19 protein-coding genes are annotated in these 18,930 nt (G+C 64.8%); 11 read left to right on the forward strand and 8 right to left on the reverse strand.

The features are described from left to right. Positions 1 to 617 (forward strand): hypothetical protein (locus SCA01S_RS22490; RefSeq protein ID WP_062783083.1); only part of this gene is annotated, 617 nt, incomplete at its 5' end. 251 nt (positions 618 to 868) lie between these two features. On the opposite strand, the gene SCA01S_RS03705 is transcribed toward SCA01S_RS22490, so the two are convergent. Beyond that, a complete protein-coding gene (locus tag SCA01S_RS03705; protein WP_062783086.1) occupies positions 869 to 1,912 on the reverse strand; it encodes a phospholipase D family protein in 1,044 nt (347 codons plus the stop codon). A 371-nt stretch (positions 1,913 to 2,283) separates the two neighbouring features. Here SCA01S_RS03705 and SCA01S_RS03710 point away from each other — a divergent pair, with 371 nt between their 5' ends. Beyond that, positions 2,284 to 3,183, forward strand: coding sequence for an HNH endonuclease (locus SCA01S_RS03710; RefSeq protein ID WP_062783089.1), 900 nt, complete (start codon positions 2,284 to 2,286; stop codon positions 3,181 to 3,183). Positions 3,184 to 3,450: 267 nt separating this feature from the next. Here SCA01S_RS03710 and SCA01S_RS03715 read toward each other — a convergent pair whose 3' ends face one another. Next, positions 3,451 to 5,283 (reverse strand): diguanylate cyclase, encoded by a 1,833-nt coding sequence (locus SCA01S_RS03715; RefSeq protein WP_245652431.1) that lies wholly within the window; start codon positions 5,281 to 5,283, stop codon positions 3,451 to 3,453. Between the two features lie 75 nt (positions 5,284 to 5,358). After that, positions 5,359 to 6,171 carry a bifunctional DNA-formamidopyrimidine glycosylase/DNA-(apurinic or apyrimidinic site) lyase gene (gene mutM / locus SCA01S_RS03720; protein ID WP_062783091.1) on the reverse strand — a complete coding sequence of 271 codons (813 nt, stop codon included), beginning with the start codon at positions 6,169 to 6,171 and terminating at the stop codon, positions 5,359 to 5,361. Between the two features lie 60 nt (positions 6,172 to 6,231). Between mutM and SCA01S_RS03725 the strand changes: the two genes are divergently transcribed. Genes SCA01S_RS03725 through SCA01S_RS03735 form a run of 3 tightly spaced genes read left to right on the forward strand, consistent with a single transcriptional unit; the run spans position 6,232 to position 9,752 of the window. Continuing rightward, positions 6,232 to 6,969, forward strand: coding sequence for a class I SAM-dependent methyltransferase (locus tag SCA01S_RS03725; RefSeq protein ID WP_062783094.1), 738 nt, complete (start codon positions 6,232 to 6,234; stop codon positions 6,967 to 6,969). A gap of 15 nt (positions 6,970 to 6,984) precedes the next feature. Next, positions 6,985 to 8,619, forward strand: a complete 1,635-nt coding sequence (gene ubiB, locus SCA01S_RS03730) for a 2-polyprenylphenol 6-hydroxylase (protein ID WP_084390759.1) — start codon at positions 6,985 to 6,987, stop codon at positions 8,617 to 8,619. A gap of 2 nt (positions 8,620 to 8,621) precedes the next feature. Then, positions 8,622 to 9,752, forward strand: coding sequence for an acyltransferase family protein (locus SCA01S_RS03735; protein ID WP_245652432.1), 1,131 nt, complete (start codon positions 8,622 to 8,624; stop codon positions 9,750 to 9,752). A gap of 100 nt (positions 9,753 to 9,852) precedes the next feature. Here the strand turns inward: SCA01S_RS03735 and SCA01S_RS03740 are convergent, their stop codons facing one another. Together SCA01S_RS03740 and SCA01S_RS03745 are read right to left on the reverse strand one after the other, a co-directional pair. After that, positions 9,853 to 10,257 (reverse strand): hypothetical protein, encoded by a 405-nt coding sequence (locus SCA01S_RS03740; RefSeq protein ID WP_211183227.1) that lies wholly within the window; start codon positions 10,255 to 10,257, stop codon positions 9,853 to 9,855. Positions 10,258 to 10,263: 6 nt separating this feature from the next. Continuing rightward, on the reverse strand, positions 10,264 to 10,683 hold the full coding sequence (locus SCA01S_RS03745) for a hypothetical protein (protein ID WP_062783100.1): 420 nt from the start codon (positions 10,681 to 10,683) through the stop codon (positions 10,264 to 10,266). Positions 10,684 to 10,834: 151 nt separating this feature from the next. On the opposite strand from SCA01S_RS03745, the gene coaBC reads away from it, so the two are divergent. The 4 genes from coaBC (at position 10,835) to SCA01S_RS03765 (ending at position 14,873) form a co-directional block, all read left to right on the forward strand. Beyond that, the gene (coaBC, locus tag SCA01S_RS03750) at positions 10,835 to 12,076 is read left to right on the forward strand and encodes a bifunctional phosphopantothenoylcysteine decarboxylase/phosphopantothenate--cysteine ligase CoaBC (protein ID WP_062783103.1); all 1,242 of its coding nucleotides are present in this window, start codon (positions 10,835 to 10,837) and stop codon (positions 12,074 to 12,076) included. Further along, positions 12,073 to 12,552 (forward strand): dUTP diphosphatase, encoded by a 480-nt coding sequence (gene dut / locus SCA01S_RS03755; protein ID WP_054131609.1) that lies wholly within the window; start codon positions 12,073 to 12,075, stop codon positions 12,550 to 12,552. The genes coaBC and dut overlap by 4 nt, the downstream gene beginning before the upstream one ends. Positions 12,553 to 12,560: 8 nt before the next feature. Then, on the forward strand, positions 12,561 to 13,694 hold the full coding sequence (locus SCA01S_RS03760) for an aminotransferase class I/II-fold pyridoxal phosphate-dependent enzyme (protein WP_062783106.1): 1,134 nt from the start codon (positions 12,561 to 12,563) through the stop codon (positions 13,692 to 13,694). A gap of 75 nt (positions 13,695 to 13,769) precedes the next feature. Continuing rightward, entirely contained in the window at positions 13,770 to 14,873 is a 1,104-nt protein-coding gene (locus tag SCA01S_RS03765; RefSeq protein ID WP_062783109.1) for a helix-turn-helix transcriptional regulator, read from the forward strand. Positions 14,874 to 14,979: 106 nt separating this feature from the next. Here SCA01S_RS03765 and rpsI read toward each other — a convergent pair whose 3' ends face one another. The 3 genes from rpsI to SCA01S_RS03780 all read right to left on the reverse strand — a co-directional run bounded on the left by rpsI (position 14,980) and on the right by SCA01S_RS03780 (position 17,275). After that, positions 14,980 to 15,525 (reverse strand): 30S ribosomal protein S9, encoded by a 546-nt coding sequence (gene rpsI / locus SCA01S_RS03770; protein ID WP_062783112.1) that lies wholly within the window; start codon positions 15,523 to 15,525, stop codon positions 14,980 to 14,982. A gap of 2 nt (positions 15,526 to 15,527) precedes the next feature. Then, a complete protein-coding gene (rplM, locus tag SCA01S_RS03775) occupies positions 15,528 to 16,007 on the reverse strand; it encodes a 50S ribosomal protein L13 (RefSeq protein ID WP_022675321.1) in 480 nt (159 codons plus the stop codon). 158 nt (positions 16,008 to 16,165) lie between these two features. Then, the gene (locus SCA01S_RS03780; RefSeq protein WP_082350099.1) at positions 16,166 to 17,275 is read right to left on the reverse strand and encodes a COX15/CtaA family protein; all 1,110 of its coding nucleotides are present in this window, start codon (positions 17,273 to 17,275) and stop codon (positions 16,166 to 16,168) included. Between the two features lie 157 nt (positions 17,276 to 17,432). Here SCA01S_RS03780 and SCA01S_RS03785 point away from each other — a divergent pair, with 157 nt between their 5' ends. Together SCA01S_RS03785 and thiS are read left to right on the forward strand one after the other, a co-directional pair. After that, positions 17,433 to 17,807: a MerC domain-containing protein gene (locus tag SCA01S_RS03785; protein ID WP_062783115.1), complete on the forward strand. Its 375-nt coding sequence runs from the start codon at positions 17,433 to 17,435 to the stop codon at positions 17,805 to 17,807. A gap of 40 nt (positions 17,808 to 17,847) precedes the next feature. Next, the gene (thiS, locus tag SCA01S_RS03790; protein WP_084390760.1) at positions 17,848 to 18,858 is read left to right on the forward strand and encodes a sulfur carrier protein ThiS; all 1,011 of its coding nucleotides are present in this window, start codon (positions 17,848 to 17,850) and stop codon (positions 18,856 to 18,858) included. The last annotated feature ends 72 nt before the right edge of the window (positions 18,859 to 18,930 follow it).

Consider the following 18,930-nt stretch of genomic DNA (forward strand, 5'->3'; position numbering starts at 1 on the left):
CTGACTTTCCTCAATTGAAGAAAGATCAGGCTACGGATTTGAAGTTTTTATGCGTCATTCAAGGTAAATATCGCTTTTACCAGCGGGTGACTCCCTCTCATATCGTCAAGAAGAAATGGATGACGGTGTCCGATGAGTTCTCTCTTGTTGAGGGAGAAAAGATCATCTTGATCAATGATGCTCCCGACGCAATTCACGACACGGCTTCTGACGAGCTATATTTTTCTGATTTTTCCATTTTGAAGACGTTTTTCAGCAAGATTGAAGAGATGTACCGTGAGGCTACCGAGGAGGAAGTGAATGCCTTCCTGCAAAATGAGGTGATCAAAGCCGTCCCAGAGTTCACTTCGGACAAAGTGAGCAAGCCGAACCGGCAGCGCATTGCGCTGGCTCAGGCAAAGCTGGCTGCATATACAAAGCAGAACGTCGAGCAGCTTCTTCAAGAGTTTCCTGAATACGTTGCGGATGTCGAGATCGCGGATGGAGCATTCAAAATCACAAGCGATAATGACCTTAAAATGGCAATTTTTTGTATTGAGGAACGGTTCTATACCACTGCCGTCAGCAAGGAAAAGCGCCTCGCGAATTCGATTTTGAAGCTTACTGGGGTGGCCTAAATGCCATTTCGCTGCGAAGGGTATTCCGTCACAGAATGGAAGTGGTCCGATTTGTACGGGGTGAACCGCACCGGATTCGCCGGAGGGATCAGCTCTTGAGTGCCAGATGAACGCATGTCCGCTTTCGGCGGGCATAAAAGGGCCTCTGGATGACCGCTCTCGCGGCGGGCAACGTCCACTATCCTGCACTGGCAGCGATCGACCAACATACGCCATCCCAATGTGGCCTGTTGACAATCGCACTGACCGTCTCACTCTCCCGCTGAGTTAGTTTCGAAGCCTTGTTTTTCGATATACTCAAATAGATGTTCAGAGTTCATCGCAACGCAACGGCGCCCTACAGGAAACCCATCACGGGACGAAATCTCCCGCCCTTGGGTCCGATCGGCGGCCCAAATGGCTGATTTCGGCGTATTTTCCTCACCGAGATCACTCAAAACCGCATCCCAGTCATCGCGGCCAAAGTAGCTTACGGTGTGGTCTTTTTCAACGACGCGAACCACGTCAGTATAAGCGTAAATACCCTTTTTTCTGCCATACCAGTACCAGAGAATCCTGACACTCTTGCGAAGCTCGATCTCATCAGCATCGCCAGCGTCGAAGGTGCAGATATGCTTCAGTCGAGAAGCAAGGATTGGCTGCCCCGTCTCTTCTACCAAGGCCAATTTTGCCTTTTCCAGCTTATCATCGGCTATGTCCGCATCGCCAAAGAGAAAGCCGCTCCCCGCAAAGCGAAGCGGATCTCTGGCCAGTTTCGCAAGAAGTGAGTTCTCACCCTCCGCCCCATGAAGGCTCCAGTCCCTTACTGCAGGATTGGCAGGCGCAGATACAGCTCTATCAAAATCTTTGCGCGTGATAGCCCGAGAGCAACCCCAATAGGCCTCATAAATTTTCTCGAGACGCTCATAGGCAGCGCGGTCAGTTTTCCGGTCGAAGACCACACCCGCCTCCATAAGTGCTGGTTGACAGGCTGCTGAGCCAAGCGCGTTGCGGGACGCGTTCGCGGATCCGATTATAGCCTTGTTATCACCAATAAAGATCTTGGCGTGCAGGTTGTTCAAGACCCTGACCTTGGCATCAGTGTAAGGTAGTTCCTCGCGGCGCAGTCCGAATGCAGTCAAAGCATTGCGAGAGGTGCCTCCCATCCGAATCTCGAGAACGACCTCGGCCTCGCGTGCGGCAGCCAACCGAGCCAGGTCCGGTCCCCAAAACGCAACCGCACAGCGTAGCCTGCCAGCCCCCTCGAACAGCTCTAGGACGGCAGCTGCGAATTGAGCATCTGAGAGAATTTCCATGGGTGCCAATGTGCCGCCTGTTGGACGGGATTTCCAGTTCGGAGCCAGAGATATCGGTGCCTTGCCGGAAGGGCGGCGTTAGCCGCCGATCGTCACCACACAGGGAATTACCGCAAAGCCCCAGGCCCCGTCTTTCGGCGGCACTGCCGCCAGCGTGAATGTAAGTCCGATTTCGACGCCCCGAACACAAGCCCTGAACGACCGGCATTGCGGCGGCAATTCCCTGACTGATGCTCGCCCGCCGTTGGCGGCTCACACCCGAACAACACAATTCGATTGGCAGCCAATAAGGCTACGACGTCATACTACCCAATCTTAAGCCGCGAACTTTAACCTTTTTCGAAAGCCTGCCTTCGGGCTATCTTTCTGCCATGGCATTCGGCGTGTTCATCCATCGGTCTGATTCGATATACGACGACACCCCAGCCGAGCGATACCAGTTTCCGAAACAGTATCTGGAACGCGCCCGAGCCTGCGCCGGCGACTGGATTATTTACTACGAGCCGAGAAAGGTTACAGGCACGCGAGGCTACTACGCAGTGGCCAAAGTCGAGCGTATCATCACCGACCCGACAACGTCCGGCATGTACCTCGCTCTGATCGCGCCCGGCAGCTATCTGGATTTCGCAAGCCCTGTTCCATTTTCTGATGAAGATGGGCCGATCGAACGCGGCCTACTCAACGAGGTTGGAGCCATATCCGGGCGAGCTCAAGCCGCCGTTCGCGGCCTGTCTTCCAGCGACTTCAATCGTATCGTGGCAGCCGGACTGGCCGATGAGAAGCCGCTGCTGCCACGGACAGATTTCCTAATCGACGAACAGATTGTTCGTGAAGAGTCAGCTCCCTTTGTTTTCGATGAGGCGAGGGAACGCGTTTCCGCTATCGTTTCCCGCGTCGTGCGCGATCGCGTGTTTCGCCGAATTGTGTTGCGAGCCTATGATGAACGCTGTGCCGTCACCGGGCTAAAGCTCATCAACGGTGGCGGGCGGGCCGAAGTTGAGGCCGCTCACATCCGCCCCGTGGAAGCCAGTGGGCCTGACATTGTGAGCAACGGCTTGGCCCTTTCCGGCACCGCACATTGGATGTTCGACCGAGGTCTGATTGGACTGGACGACGACATGCGCATCATGATTTCGCGGCAGGCCAATGATCCTGACAGCATTCGATCGGTCATCAATGGCACTGGCCGAATCTTGCTGCCACAGCGCGAAGCTGATCGCCCGCATCCGCAATTTGTCAGGTGGCACCGAGAGCACCGCTTCAAGCTCTGAAGCTGCTGCAGCATTTTCTGGGCGGCAGTCGTACCGAATTTGTTCCCCTGCACCGGTGCCAATCAGCGACGGAATGAGGCGCGAAGATATGGTCTGCGACTCGGCCGAATCGGGTATTGGATTCCGCTCGTGAGAACCGAACCGCGTCACATTTTTCTTGACAGGGGCACGCGTGATGGACCGATTTTCGAATCACTCAACATACTGAAATCAAATCAAATTGTTAGTTTACCAATTGGATTCCCGCTACCGCAGCAGGCCGATGCCTCAGGCCGCCAGGGCTTGCGGGTCGATCACCAGGCGGTTGCGGCCGTCGCGCTTGGCGGCGTAGAGTGCGGCATCGGCGGCCTTGAGCAGGGCCACGCCTTCGCGGTCCATGCCCGGCGCCCAAGTGGCGAGGCCGAACGACATGGTGACCGAACCGAGGGCGCGTTCGCCTTGGCGCACGGTCAGCAGGCTGATCGCCTGGCGTACTTCTTCCACCCTGGCGGACAGCACGTTGGCGTCCGTCGCTGGCGCGATCACCACGAACTCCTCGCCGCCAAAGCGGCAGACCACATCGCCATCGCGGAAGCGGCGGCGCAGTTCGGCGGCCACGGTCTGCAGTACCTGGTCACCGGCATCGTGGCCGAATTCGTCGTTGAAGCGCTTGAAGTGGTCGATATCGCACATCACCACGGTCAGCGGCGCGCCCGAGCGGGAGGCGCGGGCCATTTCCAGGGCTAGCGTTTCTTCCAGATAGCGGCGGTTGAACAGACCGGTCAGCGGATCGCGGATGGTCTGCTCGCGCAAGCCGCGTTGCAGGCGGTGGTTGACCAGGGCCGAGGCGATGTTCTCGCTCAACACCGCCAGGCGAAAGCGGCTTTCGGTGCCGATCGTGCCCTTGAGATAGAGCACCCCGATCACCTCGCCACCGGCCAGGAGCGGTTCGCAGTGGTAGTGATCGGCACCGGCGCCGACATGCGGGCACACGATGTCAGAGCCGGGCTCGTCCACATAGTGGCTTTGCCCGCGCCGCAGCGCCCAGCACTCCTCGGGGGCAAAGCCGGCCTGTTCCGATTCCAGCCCGCCCCAGGTGGCGGTAGGCACCAGCAGGTTGCGCGAATTGTTGTGCACGAACAGCGCGCCGGGAATCTGCGGCAGCACGCGTGGCACGAACACGCGGATGATCGCGGCGAGTTCATCGTCGGTGCGCGCGGCCTGCATGCGATGCGCCATGCCGCCCAGGATCTCGATCACCTCGCCCCGTTCGCGCAGGGTATCGGCATTGTGGCTGAGCGCGGCATTGGCGGCCTGAAGATTTTCGGCCGCCTCGGCCTGGTTGGCCACGGCGCGTTGCAGTTCATCGGCCATAGCGTTGTAGCCACTGGCCAGCCGCTCAAACTCGCGCGAGCCCATTTCGCCGGAAATGCGCGCGTGGCGCTGCCCGGCGCCAAGATCGCCCATCACCGCCAGCATCGCGCCCACCGGGCGGCGGATACGCAGGATCAGCGAGCGCGCCACCAGCGCCAGCATCAGCAGCGTCAACGGCGTGCCGAGAATGACCAGCCAGCGCGTCACGCGCAGCAGTTGCTCCACCGCCGCCATGCGATCGCCCGCCAGCGCCCGCTCGTCGAGCAGCAGATCGTTCACCTTGGCATCGACCAGTTGCATCAGTTCCAGCCCGCGCCCGGCCGCTGTCGCCGCGCGCGCCTGGTCGAACGCGCCGCGGCGCGCCAGGTTGGCGGTCGCCTCCAGCGTATCGGCGCGGCCATTGACCAGCACCTGCAACTGACGCGCCCGCTCGTTCTGTTCGCCGTTGTCGGTCGTCAGGGTGACCAGTTCCGCACTGTCGCGCCGTGCCGCCGCCAGGGCCGGGCCAACCGCGCGGGCGAAATCGGGGTTGTGCGTCAGGGTAAAACCGCGCTGGCCGGATTCGGCCACGCGCAGGCTGCCCAGCGCATGGTTGGCCGTGCGCAACACACGTGAGGAATGATCGAGCCAGCCGAGGTCGTTGTGCATCTGCACCGTCACCGTCAGCAGTGCACCGGCCAGGATCACGATCAGCCCAGCCAGCGCGGCACACAGCAAAACGATACGATGAGACAGCGATCCGACCAAGGCGACCCAACCTGTTTTGACCCGAAGGCGTAGTGTAACAGACGAGCCGCTAAAGAGAAATCGACCTCGGCAATGTTACTTTTGACACACGCCGCAAAAAAACGTCGATCGCCCGCCCTGCACCAAGCGCGCCACTGGCCGGCCACAGGCGCAGGGATCGCCCTCACGGCCATAGACGAGGAAATCCTTGGCGAAGTAGCCCAGTTCGCCATCGGGCCGGGCATAATCGCGCAGGGTAGATCCGCCCGCCGCAATCGATTCTTCCAGCACGGCGCGGATTTCCGGCACCAGCCGCTTGAGCGCAGGCAGCGAAACCGTGCCAGCCTCGCGCTCGGGATGAATGCGCGCGCGATGCAGCGCCTCGCACACATAGATGTTGCCGAGCCCGGCGACGATCCGCTGATCGAGCAGCATGAGCTTGATCGCGGCGATGCGGCCGGCAAAGGCGCGGGCCAGATGCTGCGGCGTGAGCCCCGGCCCCAGTGGTTCGGGCCCCAGCGCGGCAAACGGCGCCCAGGCATCGAGCGCGTCGTCGTCAACCAGGTCGACCGAGCCGAAACGCCGCGCATCGTTGAGCGCGAGGACATGCCCGTTGCCGGTTTCGAGCACCAGGTGATCGTGCTTGCCGATCTCGTCAGGGTCGATTCGCCAGCGCCCCGACATGCCGAGGTGAAACACCATGGTGCGTGCGCGGTCGGTGTGGATCAGGCCATATTTGGCGCGGCGCGACAGCCCGCTGACGCGCGCGCCGGTCAGCGCCTGCACCAGGTCTGGCGGAAACGGACGCCGCAGATCGGCGCGGCGCACGGATACGCGGGAAATCGTCTCGCCGGCAAGAATGCTCGCCAGCCCGCGAACGGTGGTTTCAACCTCTGGTAGTTCGGGCATCGTGCGCTCCTGCTATCATGCTTTGCGCCTGCGGCAATTCCCCTTTAAAGGCCCTGAACCATGACCAGCCCGGATAGCGTGTCCTTCGGTTACGAGGACGTCACCCCTGAGGAAAAGACCGCCCGCGTCGGTGCGGTGTTTTCCAGCGTCGCCAAAAAGTACGACGTGATGAACGATGCCATGTCCGTCGGCATGCACCGCGTGTGGAAGGACCGCTTCGTCGCCCGCGTGAAACCGCGCGAGGGCGAGCAGATTCTCGACATGGCCGGCGGCACGGGCGACATCGCCTTTCGCATGGCGCGGGAGGGCGCCGCGATCACGGTTTCCGACATCAACCAGGACATGCTCGACGTGGGCATCGAGCGGGCGATGCAACGCGGCATCGACGGCCTGGTGTGGTCGCGCCAGAATGCCGAGGAACTCTCGTTCGGCGATCGCTTCTTCGATGCCTATACGATCGCGTTCGGCATCCGCAACGTGACCCGCATCGACCAGGCCCTGGCCGAGGCGCACCGCGTGCTCAAGTTCGGCGGGCGGTTCTTCTGCCTGGAATTCTCCACCACGCAGTGGCCCGGCTTTGCCGAAGTCTATGACGCCTATTCGCACAAGCTGGTGCCCAAGATCGGCCAGGCCATTGCCGGCGACGCGGAATCCTATCGCTATCTGATCGAATCGATCCGCCGCTTTCCCAAGATGGATGAATTCGAAGGCATGATCAAAGCCGCCGGGTTCCGCCACACCAAGGTGGAACCGATCCTGGGTGGCCTGGTGGCGATCCACTCTGGCTGGAAAGTCTAAGCGAGCGCCTTTGCCGTGACCCGTCCTGCCACCCACATCCGCCGCCTGCTGGGCTGGGGCCGCATCCTGGCGCGCCACGGCGCGTTGCGCCTGCTGGAAGAAAGCCCCAACACCCCGGCGCCGGTGCGCCGGCTGTGCCGCATTGCCCGGTTCGGCACGCGCCAGCCGGTAGTGCCCGATTACGCCGGCGCCTTTCGCGCCATCGGTCCGGCGGCGATCAAGCTGGGGCAGACGCTGGCCACCCGGCCCGATCTGGTGGGCGAGGAAGCGGCGCGCAATCTGCTCGCCCTGCAGGACAAGCTGCCCCCGGTCGATTTCGCGCTGATCCGGCGCGAGATCGAAACGAGTTTCGAGCGGCCGCTGGAAAGCCTGTTTTCGCGCTTTGACGAAGAGCCGGTCGGCGCCGCCTCGATCGCGCAGGTCCACCAGGCCTGGACGGTCGACGGGCGCAAGGTGGCAGTCAAGGTGCTGCGCCCCGGCGTGCGCGAAAAGCTGGCCCGCGATATCGAGACCTATGAATGGGCCGCTGCGCATCTGGAAGCGCTGGGCGGCGAGGCCGGGCGCCTGCGCCCGCGCCTGATCATCGCCAATTTCAAGCGCTGGACCGCGCGCGAGGTGGACTTGCGCCGCGAGGCGGCCAGCGCGTCGGAACTGGCCGATGCCATGCACGCCTTTCCTGGCTATCGTGTGCCCGGCATCGATTGGGACCGCACCAATGGCCGCGTGATGACGCTGGACTGGATCGATGGCGTCAAGATCAGCAATCTCGACGCCATCGATGCCGCCGGCCACGATCGCAAGGAAATGGCCAGCCGCCTGGTGCTGGCCTTCCTGACCCAGGCAATCAGCGGCGGCTATTTCCATGCCGACATGCACCAGGGCAACCTGTTCGTGGAGGCCGATGGCACGATCACCGCGATCGATTTCGGCATCATGGGCCGGATCGATCGCCAGGCGCGGCAGTGGCTGGCCGAGATTCTCTATGGCCTGACCACGGGCGACTACAAGCGCGTGGCCGAAATCCATTTCGAAGCGCAATACGTGCCGAGCTATCACTCGGTGGACGAGTTTGCCACGGCGCTGCGCGCGGTGGGCGAGCCGATGCGCGGCCGCCCGGTGAAAGACCTTTCGGTCGGCCAGATGCTCGACGGGCTGTTTGCCATCACCCGCGATTTCGACATGCAGACCCAGCCGCACCTGCTGCTGCTGCAAAAGACCATGGTCATGGTCGAAGGGATCGCGCAGCAGCTCGATCCCGATATCAACATGTGGGAAACGGCAGCGCCGTTCGTGCGCAACTGGATCCGCGACGAACTGGGGCCAGAAGCCGCGATCGCCCAGCGCGTGCAGGACGATGCCGCCACGCTGCTGCGCGTGCCCGCCCTGATCCGCCGGATCGAGGAACGCTTCCCGCCCAAGGGCGGTGCGCCCGAAGCCCCACCCCTGCCCCATGTCGACCTGATGTGGGAGCGCAAGCGCCGCGATGGCCAGGCGCAAGGCGGATCGGGTGGCTGGGCCGGGCTGGTCCTGGCCGCAGCCTTGGGTGCAGCGGCAGTGCTGGGGCTTCAGGCCTGGCACCATCCGCATCCGCCCCATCCGCAAGATATGCCGCCGCCACCGCCGGCCGATGATTGGCATCGCCATCCGTGAACGTGGCTGCCGGTCCTGCACCGCGCCCGGCACCGTTGCCCGGGCTGCGGCTGGCCAAGCGCCATTTCAACGCGCTTGACCTGTCACGCGTCATTGCCGCGTTCTTCGTGCTGTTCTGGCATTACCAGCATTTCTTCGTGCCGCCGGTCGGCTATGGCTTTCACGTCAACCGCGCCGCGATGATCCCGCTCTATCACCCGCTGCGCTGGCTGTTCGATTATGGCCACATGGCGGTGCAGTATTTCTGGGCGGTCTCGGGCTTTGTCTTTGCCCATGTCTATTTTGCCGACAGCACGGCGATGCAGCGGTTCTGGCTGGCCCGCGTGGCGCGCCTGTGGCCACTGCACCTCTTGACGCTGGTGCTCGTGGCCGGGTTGCAGGCGCTTTATAGCCACATCAACGGCACGGCGTTCATCTATCACGAGCAGGACTGGAAGCATTTCCTGCTTTCCATCCCCTTGGCGCACTATTGGGGCTGGCAGCACAACCAGTCGTTCAACGGCCCAAGCTGGTCGCTTTCCACCGAGATCCTCGCCTATGCGGCGTTCTGGGTGCTGCTGCCGGCGATGCGCCGCGCGCCTTTGCTGGTGTCCTTGCCAGTGGCCGTGATCGTCCTGCGCCTGTTCTTCCTGGGCTGGCCCGACGAGCCGGTGCTGACCTGCATCGGCTATTTCTTCATGGGCGTGGCGGTCTATGCCGCCGCGCTCAGGGGCTGGCTGCCGGTGCCGGTGCTGCTGGGCAGCGCAGTGGCCTGCGTTGCCGCCGCCTGGATCGCCACCACCCGCTACCACGCCGAAGACGCCACGATCCTGGCCGGAACCTTTGCCGTGCTGTTTGCCACGCTGGCGATCGACCTGGCCGACAAGCGCGACCTGCTCGCCTTTGGCCGGCAGTGGGGCGAGGCGTCCTATGGCATCTACCTGTGGCATTTCCCGATGCAGGTGGCGCTGGTGCTGCTGATCGATGCCACGCTGGGTAGCCGCGCCATCGCGCAGCAACCTGCATTCCTGATCTTCTTCCTGGTGGCGTCCGTGGCGGCCGGCTTTGCCTCGCACCGCTGGATCGAACGCCCGGCGCAAAAGGCGGTGCTGCGCTGGGCGGGGCGATGGAGTGGCAAGGCCGCTCGGGCGTAGCGCTGGCGGGCTTCGACAAGCTCAGCCCGAACGGGGATCGGAGCCAGTTCCTTGCACTCCGGCTCCGTTCGCCCTCAGCCTGTCGAAGGGCAAAAGCGCCCTACCCCGCCAATTCCCCCACGCGGTGGTGCGGCAGGATGCGCCAGGCGGCGCCCAGCACGATGACGTGCAAGGCTTCCACGGCCATCGGCTGGGCCCATCCCGGATAGGCGCCAACCAGCGCCAGATCGAGCGCCCGGCCAAGCAGCGCGACGCCAAACAGCAGGCCCGGCACCAGCAGCAGATCGCCGTTGCGGCGCCAGGCGCCGACCATCATGCAAAGCGCCGCCACGCCAAAAAATGCGGTGAAATCGGCGCGGATCGTGGCCCAGCCGGCCGGCACCGCCGCGCTCACACCCAGGATCGCCGCACCGGCGTGGGGCGTGAACAAGAACGAAGCGGCCATGAAGACATCGAACAGGCCGAGCAGGAATACCAGCGCCGTCAGGGCAAAGCGGATCGGCATCGCGGTTCAGGCCAGGTTGGCGCGGTGCGGCGCGGGGGCAGGTGCAGGCACCGCGTCTTCCTCAGCCTGGCGGAATGCGTGCCGCGCGCCCAGCAGCAGGGCAATATGCGCCACGTCCAGCACCATCGGCAGCAGCCAGTTGGCATAGGTGCCGAAGGCGACGAGATTGACCAGCCGTTCGGCCAGGGCGCCGATGAAGATGAACGTGGGCACCAGCAGCAGATCGCCGTTGCGCCAAAGTGCGCCGGCGATCATCGCCACGGCGGCCACGCTGAAGAACGAGGTGCAATGCGCGCGGATGATCGAAAGACCATGCGCCGCGCGCGCCAGTTCGGCGCCATCATGCGGCGTCAGCAGCGAAGAGCCGACAATGATCAGATCCACCAGCCCGGCCAGCAGCACGAGCGCGGTCAGCACCACACGCATCGAGTCTCTCCAACGCCCTGTTCTATTTGTCGCAAGTCTGACAAACTTTCGGACAGCTTGCAAAGAAAATGAACGACGCAAATCCGCCGTTTTCCAGCCATCACGGTAGGAAACCTTGCGCCCGCACCGCCAAGGCGGCACAAGCCGCGTCATGATCGCGCCCACGCCCTCTCCCCGCATCCTGCTGATCGTCGGAGGCGGCATTGCCGCCTACAAGGCCTGCGAACTCGTCCGCCTGATCCGCAAGGGCGGGGGCGATGTCACCTGCGTCTTGACCGAGGGCGGCGCCCATTTCGTGACGGCGATGACGCTGGCCGCGCTCAGCGAAAATCCCGTGCACACCACGCTGTGGGATCTGAAGAACGAAGTGGAAATGGGCCATATCCAGCTGTCGCGCCAGGCAGACCTGGTGGTGGTGTGCCCGGCCACGGCCGATCTGCTGGCGCGCATGGCCGCCGGCATTGCCGACGATCTTGCCACCACGCTGCTACTGGCAACCGACAAGCCGGTACTGGCCGTGCCGGCGATGAACGTGCGCATGTGGCAGCATGCCGCCACGGTGCGCAACGTCGGCACCTTGCGCGCATCGGGCGTGACCGTGGTGGAACCCGATGTCGGCGCGATGGCCTGTGGCGAATTCGGCCCCGGCCGCCTGCCCGAACCCGAGGCGATCTGGGCGGCGATCCAAGGCGCGTTGTCAGACAGCGCCAGCCCGTGCGCCGCACCCACCCCTGGCCCACTCGCCGGGCGCCATGTACTGGTGACGGCCGGCCCCACCCACGAACCGATCGATCCGGTGCGTTATATCGCCAACCGATCGAGCGGGCGGCAGGGCTTTGCCATCGCCGCCGCCGCCGCGCAGGCCGGCGCGCGCGTGACGCTGGTGGCCGGGCCGGTCACGCTGCCCACGCCAGCGGGCGTTGACCGCGTCGACGTGGAAACCGCGCGCGAGATGGCTGCGGCGGTGGATGTTGCCCTGCCTGCAGACGTGGCGGTGATGGTGGCGGCCGTGGCCGATTGGCGCACCGCCGATGCCCCGGCGCACAAGCTCAAGAAGGATGGCAGTGGCACCCCGCCGCCGCTCGCCCTGGTGGAAAATCCCGATATTCTGGCCACGCTGTGCCGCGATCCGCGCCGGCCCGCGCTGGTGGTCGGCTTTGCCGCCGAAACCAACGATGTCATTGCCCACGCCGTGGCCAAGCGCGCGCGCAAGGGGGCAGACTGGATCGTGGCCAACGACGTTTCGGGCGACGTCATGGGCGGGATGGCCAATACCGTCCACATCATCGATGCCGAGGGCGTGGACAGCCTGCCCGAAATGCCCAAGGACGCCGTGGCCCAGGCCATCGTCGCCCGCATCGCCCACACCCTTGCCAACGGAACCCCCGCATGACCGTCTCATCGCATTCCAGCCCGGTCCCCATCATGTTCAAGCGCCTGCCGCATGGCGAGGGGCTGCCCCTGCCCGCCTATGCCACCGATGGTGCTGCCGGGATGGACGTGGTTGCGGCCGAGGATCTGGACCTGGCGCCGGGCGCCCGCCATGCCGTGGCCACTGGCCTGGCCCTGGCGATCCCGTACGGGTTCGAAATCCAGGTGCGGCCGCGCTCGGGCCTGGCCCTCAAGCACGGCATTTCCGTGCCCAATGCCCCCGGCACCATCGACAGCGACTATCGCGGCGAACTCAAGGTCATCCTGATCAACCACGGCAGCGAAAGCTTTTCGATCCAGCGCGGCGATCGCGTGGCGCAACTGGTGCTGGCGCCGGTGGTGCGTGGCACCTGGCTCGAGGTGGGCGAACTGGACGATACCGCGCGCGGGGCTGGTGGCTTTGGCTCGACCGGCGGCGTTGTGGCCCTGGGCAATTGAGCGCGCGCATGAACCTGCCCGATTTCCGGCTTGAGGCCTATTTCTCGCACTGGGAATTTGCCGCCCGCCACCACCTGACCGCATCCGACGCGCAAAGCATGACCGTGCGCGAACTGCTGGCGCTAGCCGATCCGGCCGATGCCGCCGCCTTCGATGCGCAATGGCTGGGCTATACCCAGACGTTCGGCGCGCCGGTGCTGCGCGCGGAAATCGCCCGCACCTATGACACCATGACGCCTGACAACGTGCTGTGCTTTGCCGGCGCGGAAGAGGGCATCTATGTGACCAACCACGTGCTCTTGGGGGCAGACGATCACGCCATCGTCATCACGCCCAATTACCAGGCCGCCGAAACCGTGCCGCTCTCGCTTTGCGCCGTCACGGGGGTGCCGCTCGATCCAGAAAATGGCTGGCGGCTCGATCTCGATCGCGTGGCCGCTGCCATCCGCCCCAATACGCGGCTGGTGTCTATCAATTTCCCGCACAATCCCACCGGCTGCATCCCCGATCGCGCCACGCTCGATGGGCTGGTGGCGCTGTGCCGGCGCCATGGCATCTGGATCTTCAGCGACGAGGTCTATCGCCTGCTCGGCCCCGATCCGGCGCGGCACCTGCCGCAAGTGGCCGATATCTATGAGCGCGGCCTGTCGCTCAATGTGCTGTCCAAGGCCTATGGCCTGCCGGGGCTGCGCATCGGCTGGATCGCCTGCCAGGACCACGAACTGCTCTCGCGCATGGAGCGGATGAAGCACTACCTGTCGATCTGCAACTCTGCGCCGAGCGAAGCGCTGGGCATCATCGCCCTGCGTGCAGGCGAGCGCATCGTTGGGCGCAACAACGCCCTGGTGCGCGCCAACCTTGCCCTGCTCGATGCATTCTTTGCCGATTATCCGCACCTGTTCGAATGGACGCGATCGGATGGCGGCTGCGTGGGCTATCCGCGCTGGCGCGGACCGGGTACGGTGGACGCGTTCTGCGAAGACCTGGTGACCCAGGCCGGCGTGCTGTTGCTGCCTTCGGGCATCTATCATTCCGAACTGGGCCCCGTCCCCACCGACCGGTTCCGCATCGGCTTTGGCCGGGCCGACGTGCCCGACAGCATCGCGGCCTTCCGCGCCTATCTCGAAAAGCGGCAGCTCTGATCAGGCCGGCTGTTTTCCTGTCACAATCTGCGCTAACCCCCCCGTGGGGAACGGCGGGCAGGTGATTTGGCGGGCATGTTCGATGCGGGGCTGATCGGCGATATCTATGAAGCGGCGGCCGTGCCCGAACGCTGGCTGGCGGTATTGCAGTCCCTGGCCGAGCGATTGGGCGCACAAGGCAGCAACCTGATCCGCATCGGCCCGCAAGGCATGGCGATCACCTCCACCGATGGCGTCCGCGCCATGACCGAGGCGTTCATGGAGCAGGGCTTCAACGCCCAGAACACGCGCGTGGGCCGCCTGATGGAACGCGGCGCGCATCCCGGCTTCCTGACCGACAGCGACCTGCACACCTCGCAAGAACTGGCGACGCTGCCAATCTATGCGCAATTCCTCACGCCGCACCGTGCCGACGCCGGCGCGGCAACGCTGGTTCAGGGCGCGGGGGACGATGGCCTGATCCTGGCAGTGGAAGGCTTTTCCAGCCATGCCGCCTCGCGCACGGCGGCGCGCCAGCTCGACAGCCTGCGGCCGCACCTGGCCCGCGCCCTGGCACTGAGCGCGCAATTGCGGATGCAGCGCCTGTCGGCCGCGGTCGGTGCGCTGGAATTGGTGAGCGTGGCAGCGGCGGTGATCGATCCGGTTGGCCGAATCGAGGCGATGAACGCCCTTTTCACCCAGGCGATGGACCACCTGCTGACCCAGCGCGCCGGCGCCCTGCGCGCCCTGCACCCTGCCTGCGACAGCCAATTGCGCGCCGCGATCATGGGATTACAGGCCGGCAGCGGCAACCCCGGCGGTGCCTCGCTGCCCTTGCGCGACGCGGCCGGCCTGGCCCGCCATGCCCTGCACCTCGTGCCGCTGCGCGGGGCTGGCCACGATGCCTTTGACAGCGCCGGCGCGGTGATCATCCTGGCCAGTGCCGGCAACCCCAGCGTGCCGGGCGCCGACCTGATCCGCGCGCTGTTCGACCTGACCCCGGCCGAAGCCCGCGTCGCCCGCGCCGTGGCCCAGGGCCTGTCCCCCACCGATATCGCCCAGCGCCACGCCGCCTCGCCCGCCACCGTGCGCACCCAGCTCAAGCACGTTTTCGCCAAGACCGGCGTGACCCGCCAGAGCGAACTGGCCGTCCTGCTCGCCTCGCTGCGCAGCCCGGCCGATGCGGACGCAGCATCCTGACCCGCGCGTAACCTGCAAACAAAAAGGGCCGGCCCTAAGGCCAGCCCTTGATGCGTTCTTTGCCGAAGCGTGCCTGGTGGTTCGAGAACCGCCAGGCGAAGCGCGATTAGCGCTTCGAGAACTGGAAGCTGCGGCGTGCCTTGGCGCGGCCGTACTTCTTGCGCTCCACCACGCGGCTGTCGCGGGTGAGGAAGCCGGCGGCCTTCACGGCGCCGCGCAGCGCGGGTTCGAACTTCGACAGAGCCTGGGCGATGCCGTGCTTCACGGCGCCAGCCTGGCCCGACAGACCGCCGCCCTTGACGGTGGCGATGATGTCGTACTGGCCTTCGCGGCCCGAAACCTGGAACGGCTGGTTGATCACCAGGCGCAGGGTCGGACGGGCGAAGTACACTTCCTGGTCGCGGCCGTTGACCACGATCTTGCCGCTGCCGGGCTTGAGCCACACGCGGGCCACGGCATCCTTGCGGCGGCCGGTGGCATAGGAGCGACCGAAAGCGTCGACTTCGCGATCGCGCAGCGGGGCGGTGGGAGCAGCGGGAGCAACCGGCGCGTCGCCTTCGGCGGCGGGCGCTTCGGCAGCAGCAGGAGCGGGAGCGGCAGACGTCAGGTTCTTGAGGTCGGCCAGGCTCGAGACGGTGTCGTTATCGGCCATGATCAGGCACCCACCTTGTTCTTGCGGTTCATCGAGGCGACGTCGAGCGCCACCGGCTGGGTGCCACCATGCGGGTGTTCGGTACCGGCATAGAGGTGCAGCGCACGCATCTGGGCGCGGCCGAGCGGACCACGGGGGATCATGCGCTCAACAGCCTTTTCCAGCACGCGCTCGGGGAAGCGACCACCCAGGACCTTGTCCGCGGTGACTTCCTTGATGCCGCCGGCGTAGCCGGTGTGCTTGTAATAGGTCTTGGCCTTGAGCTTGTTGCCCGTCAGGCGCACCTTGTCGGCGTTGATCACGACAACGTGATCGCCGCAATCGACGTGGGGCGTGAAGCTGGGCTTGTGCTTGCCGCGCAGACGGTTGGCGATGATGACGGCCAGACGGCCGACCACCAGGCCTTCGGCATCAATAAGATGCCAGTTCTTTTCCACCTCGGCCGGCTTGATCGACCGGGTGACCTTGCTGAGAGCCTTCATGGCTGTTCGGTTCCCTGGATGATGGGTTACCCCATCGCGTGCCAGACTTGGCACAAACGGGGTGAAGAACCGCGCCTTTGTTGCAAAGCGCCCCAAGAGTCAAGCAAACCGGGCCTTTGCGGAGAGGTAAAATAATACCTCTCCCAAAAATGCGCTGATCAGGCCGCGTTTTTGACCCGGCCCAGGGCATGCGCCCCCCACACCGTGCAGATCAGCAGGATCGCGCCGCACAACTGGTGCAGCACCGCCAGCCACAGCGAAACCCCACTATAGACCGTGGCGATGCCCAGCAGCACCTGCGTGCCAAAGGCGCTGTGAATGGCGATGGAAGCCCGGCGCTGCCCTGCCCGGCGCAGCCGGCGGGCCATCACCACCAGCACGGCCACCACCGCCCAGGCCCACCAGCGGTGGAAGAAGTGCACGAGATAGGGATCGCCGGTCAGCGTGGCCCAGGCGCCGCGCGCCCATTCCACGCCGGCAGGAAAGAAGCTGCCCTGCATCAATGGCCAGGCATCCCACGAAAACCACCCGGCGCCCGCCACCACGCCTGCGCGCAAGCCGGCCAGGAACGCGCCATAGACCAGTTGCAGCGCCAGCATGCCCAGCGCGAGCGTACCCAGCCCCGTCAACCGGGCGCGCGCCTCACCCCGCGCCAGGGCGCGCAGATCGAGCATGGTCCACACGATCCCCGCCAGGGTGAACAGCGCCACGCCCAGATGGGTCGCCAGGCGATAGTGGCTGACCTTCACATCGTGGACGATGCCGGACTTGACCATCCACCAGCCCACTGCCCCTTGCAGTGCACCCAGTGCCAGCAGGGCAAGCAGGCGCGGCGCATAGCCGGCCGGGATCTTGCCGCGCAGCCAGAACCACGCGAGCGGCGCGGCAAACGCCAGGCCGATGGTGCGCGCCAAGAGGCGGTGCACCCATTCCCAGAAGAAGATGAACTTGTAGGTCGCCAGCGTCATGCCCGCCGGGCCATTGACCAGGATATATTGCGGGGTCTGGCGATAGGCATCGAATTCGGCCTGCCACTGCGCCTGGGTCAAAGGCGGCAAGGCGCCGGAAACCACATTCCATTCGGTGATCGACACGCCCGATTCGGTCAGCCGGGTAATCCCACCCACCACCACGATCGCCACGATCATCGCGGCCACCACGGCCAGCCAGCGCACAAGGCCCTGCGTCGGAACCGCCTGAGTGGCAGGCGCGCGCGGCGTGGCAGAAGCATGGGGCGCCGATGCAGGCGAAGCAGTGCGGGAAGCCATCATGGGCCGTTCTCTCGCGCCTTGCGCCAGACCGCGCAAGTGGCATTTGGGGGAAGCGCGGTTTTGCACCCCGTCGCCAACGGCCCTTCCCAGCGGGCCCCAACGGCCTTCCGTCAAAACGCTTGAATCATGATACAACATTACATATATGCGCGCCATGAACCAGGCACTCCTCACCCTGCGCAGCCGGCTCGACCGTTTCGGCGTGATCCTCTCGGGGCTGTGCATGATTCACTGCCTGGCCGGGCTGTTCCTGGTTGGCGTGCTGGGCCTGGGCGGCGGAGTGCTGCTCAACCCCGAAATCCATCACATCGGCCTGGTCCTGGCGATCGTGATCAGTGCCGCCACGATTGGCATGGGCGCGCTGCGCCACGGCCATCGCCTGCCGTTGACGCTGGGCCTGGCCGGGCTGGCGCTGATGACGGCGGCGGTGATGGTCGGCCACGGCGCGGCCGAATCGGTACTGACCATCGCCGGCGTGCTGCTGGTAGCCTCTGCCCATGTGGTCAACATGCGGCGGAATGCCTGCTGAAGCCTTGCACCATGCCGTGCCCTCGTTAAAGCACGCAGCCATGGCCACGAACCCGCAAAGCTCGACCCTGTCGCTCACGCTCAACGGCGAACCGCGCCGCGCTGCTCCCGGCACGATTGCCGATCTGGTGCGCACCCTGGACCTCGATCCGGCCAAGGTGGCCGTGGAGCGCAATGGCGATATCGTGCCACGCTCCACCCTGACGCAGGTGCCGCTTGCCGATGGCGACGTGCTGGAGATCGTGCATTTCGTGGGTGGCGGCGATGGCGATGGCGTGGCCTCAGACGATACCTGGACCGTGGCCGGCCGCACCTTCCGCTCACGCCTGATCGTGGGCACCGGCAAGTACAAGGATTTTGCCCAGAACGCCGCCGCGCTGGCGGCCTCGGGCGCGGAAATCGTCACCGTCGCGGTGCGCCGCGTTAATGTGTCGGACCCCAAGGCGCCGATGCTGACCGACTATATCGATCCGCGCCAGGTCACCTATCTGCCCAACACTGCCGGCTGCTTTACCGCCGAAGACGCCATCCGCACCCTGCGCCTGGCGCGCGAGGCGGGCGGCTGGGACTTGGTCAAGCTGGAAGTGCTGGGCGAGGCGCGCACGCTCTATCCCGATATGCGTGAAACCCTGCGCGCCACCGAAGTGCTGGCCAGGGAAGGCTTCCTGCCGATGGTCTATTGCGCCGATGACCCGATCGCCGCGCGCCAGCTGGAAGAAGCCGGCGCGGTGGCGATCATGCCGCTGGGCGCGCCGATCGGCTCGGGCCTGGGCATCCAGAACAAGGTGATGATCCGCCTGATCGTGGAAGGGGCCAAGGTGCCGGTGCTGGTCGATGCCGGCGTGGGCACGGCCAGCGATGCCGCCGTGGCGATGGAACTGGGCTGCACCGGCGTGCTGATGAACACCGCCATTGCCGAGGCGAAAGACCCGATCCGCATGGCCCGCGCGATGAAAGCCGCAGTCGAGGCCGGGCGCGATGCCTATCTCGCCGGCCGCATGGCCACGCGCCGCTATGCCGATCCGTCGAGCCCGCTCGCCGGGCTGATCTGATCGGATCAAACTTGCACAAAAAAGGGGGCGCAGACCGCATGGCCTGCGCCCCCTTTTTTGTCTTCAGCCCTG

The sequence above is a fragment of the Novosphingobium capsulatum NBRC 12533 genome (assembly GCF_001598375.1).
Classification (GTDB): Bacteria; Pseudomonadota; Alphaproteobacteria; order Sphingomonadales; family Sphingomonadaceae; genus Novosphingobium; species Novosphingobium capsulatum.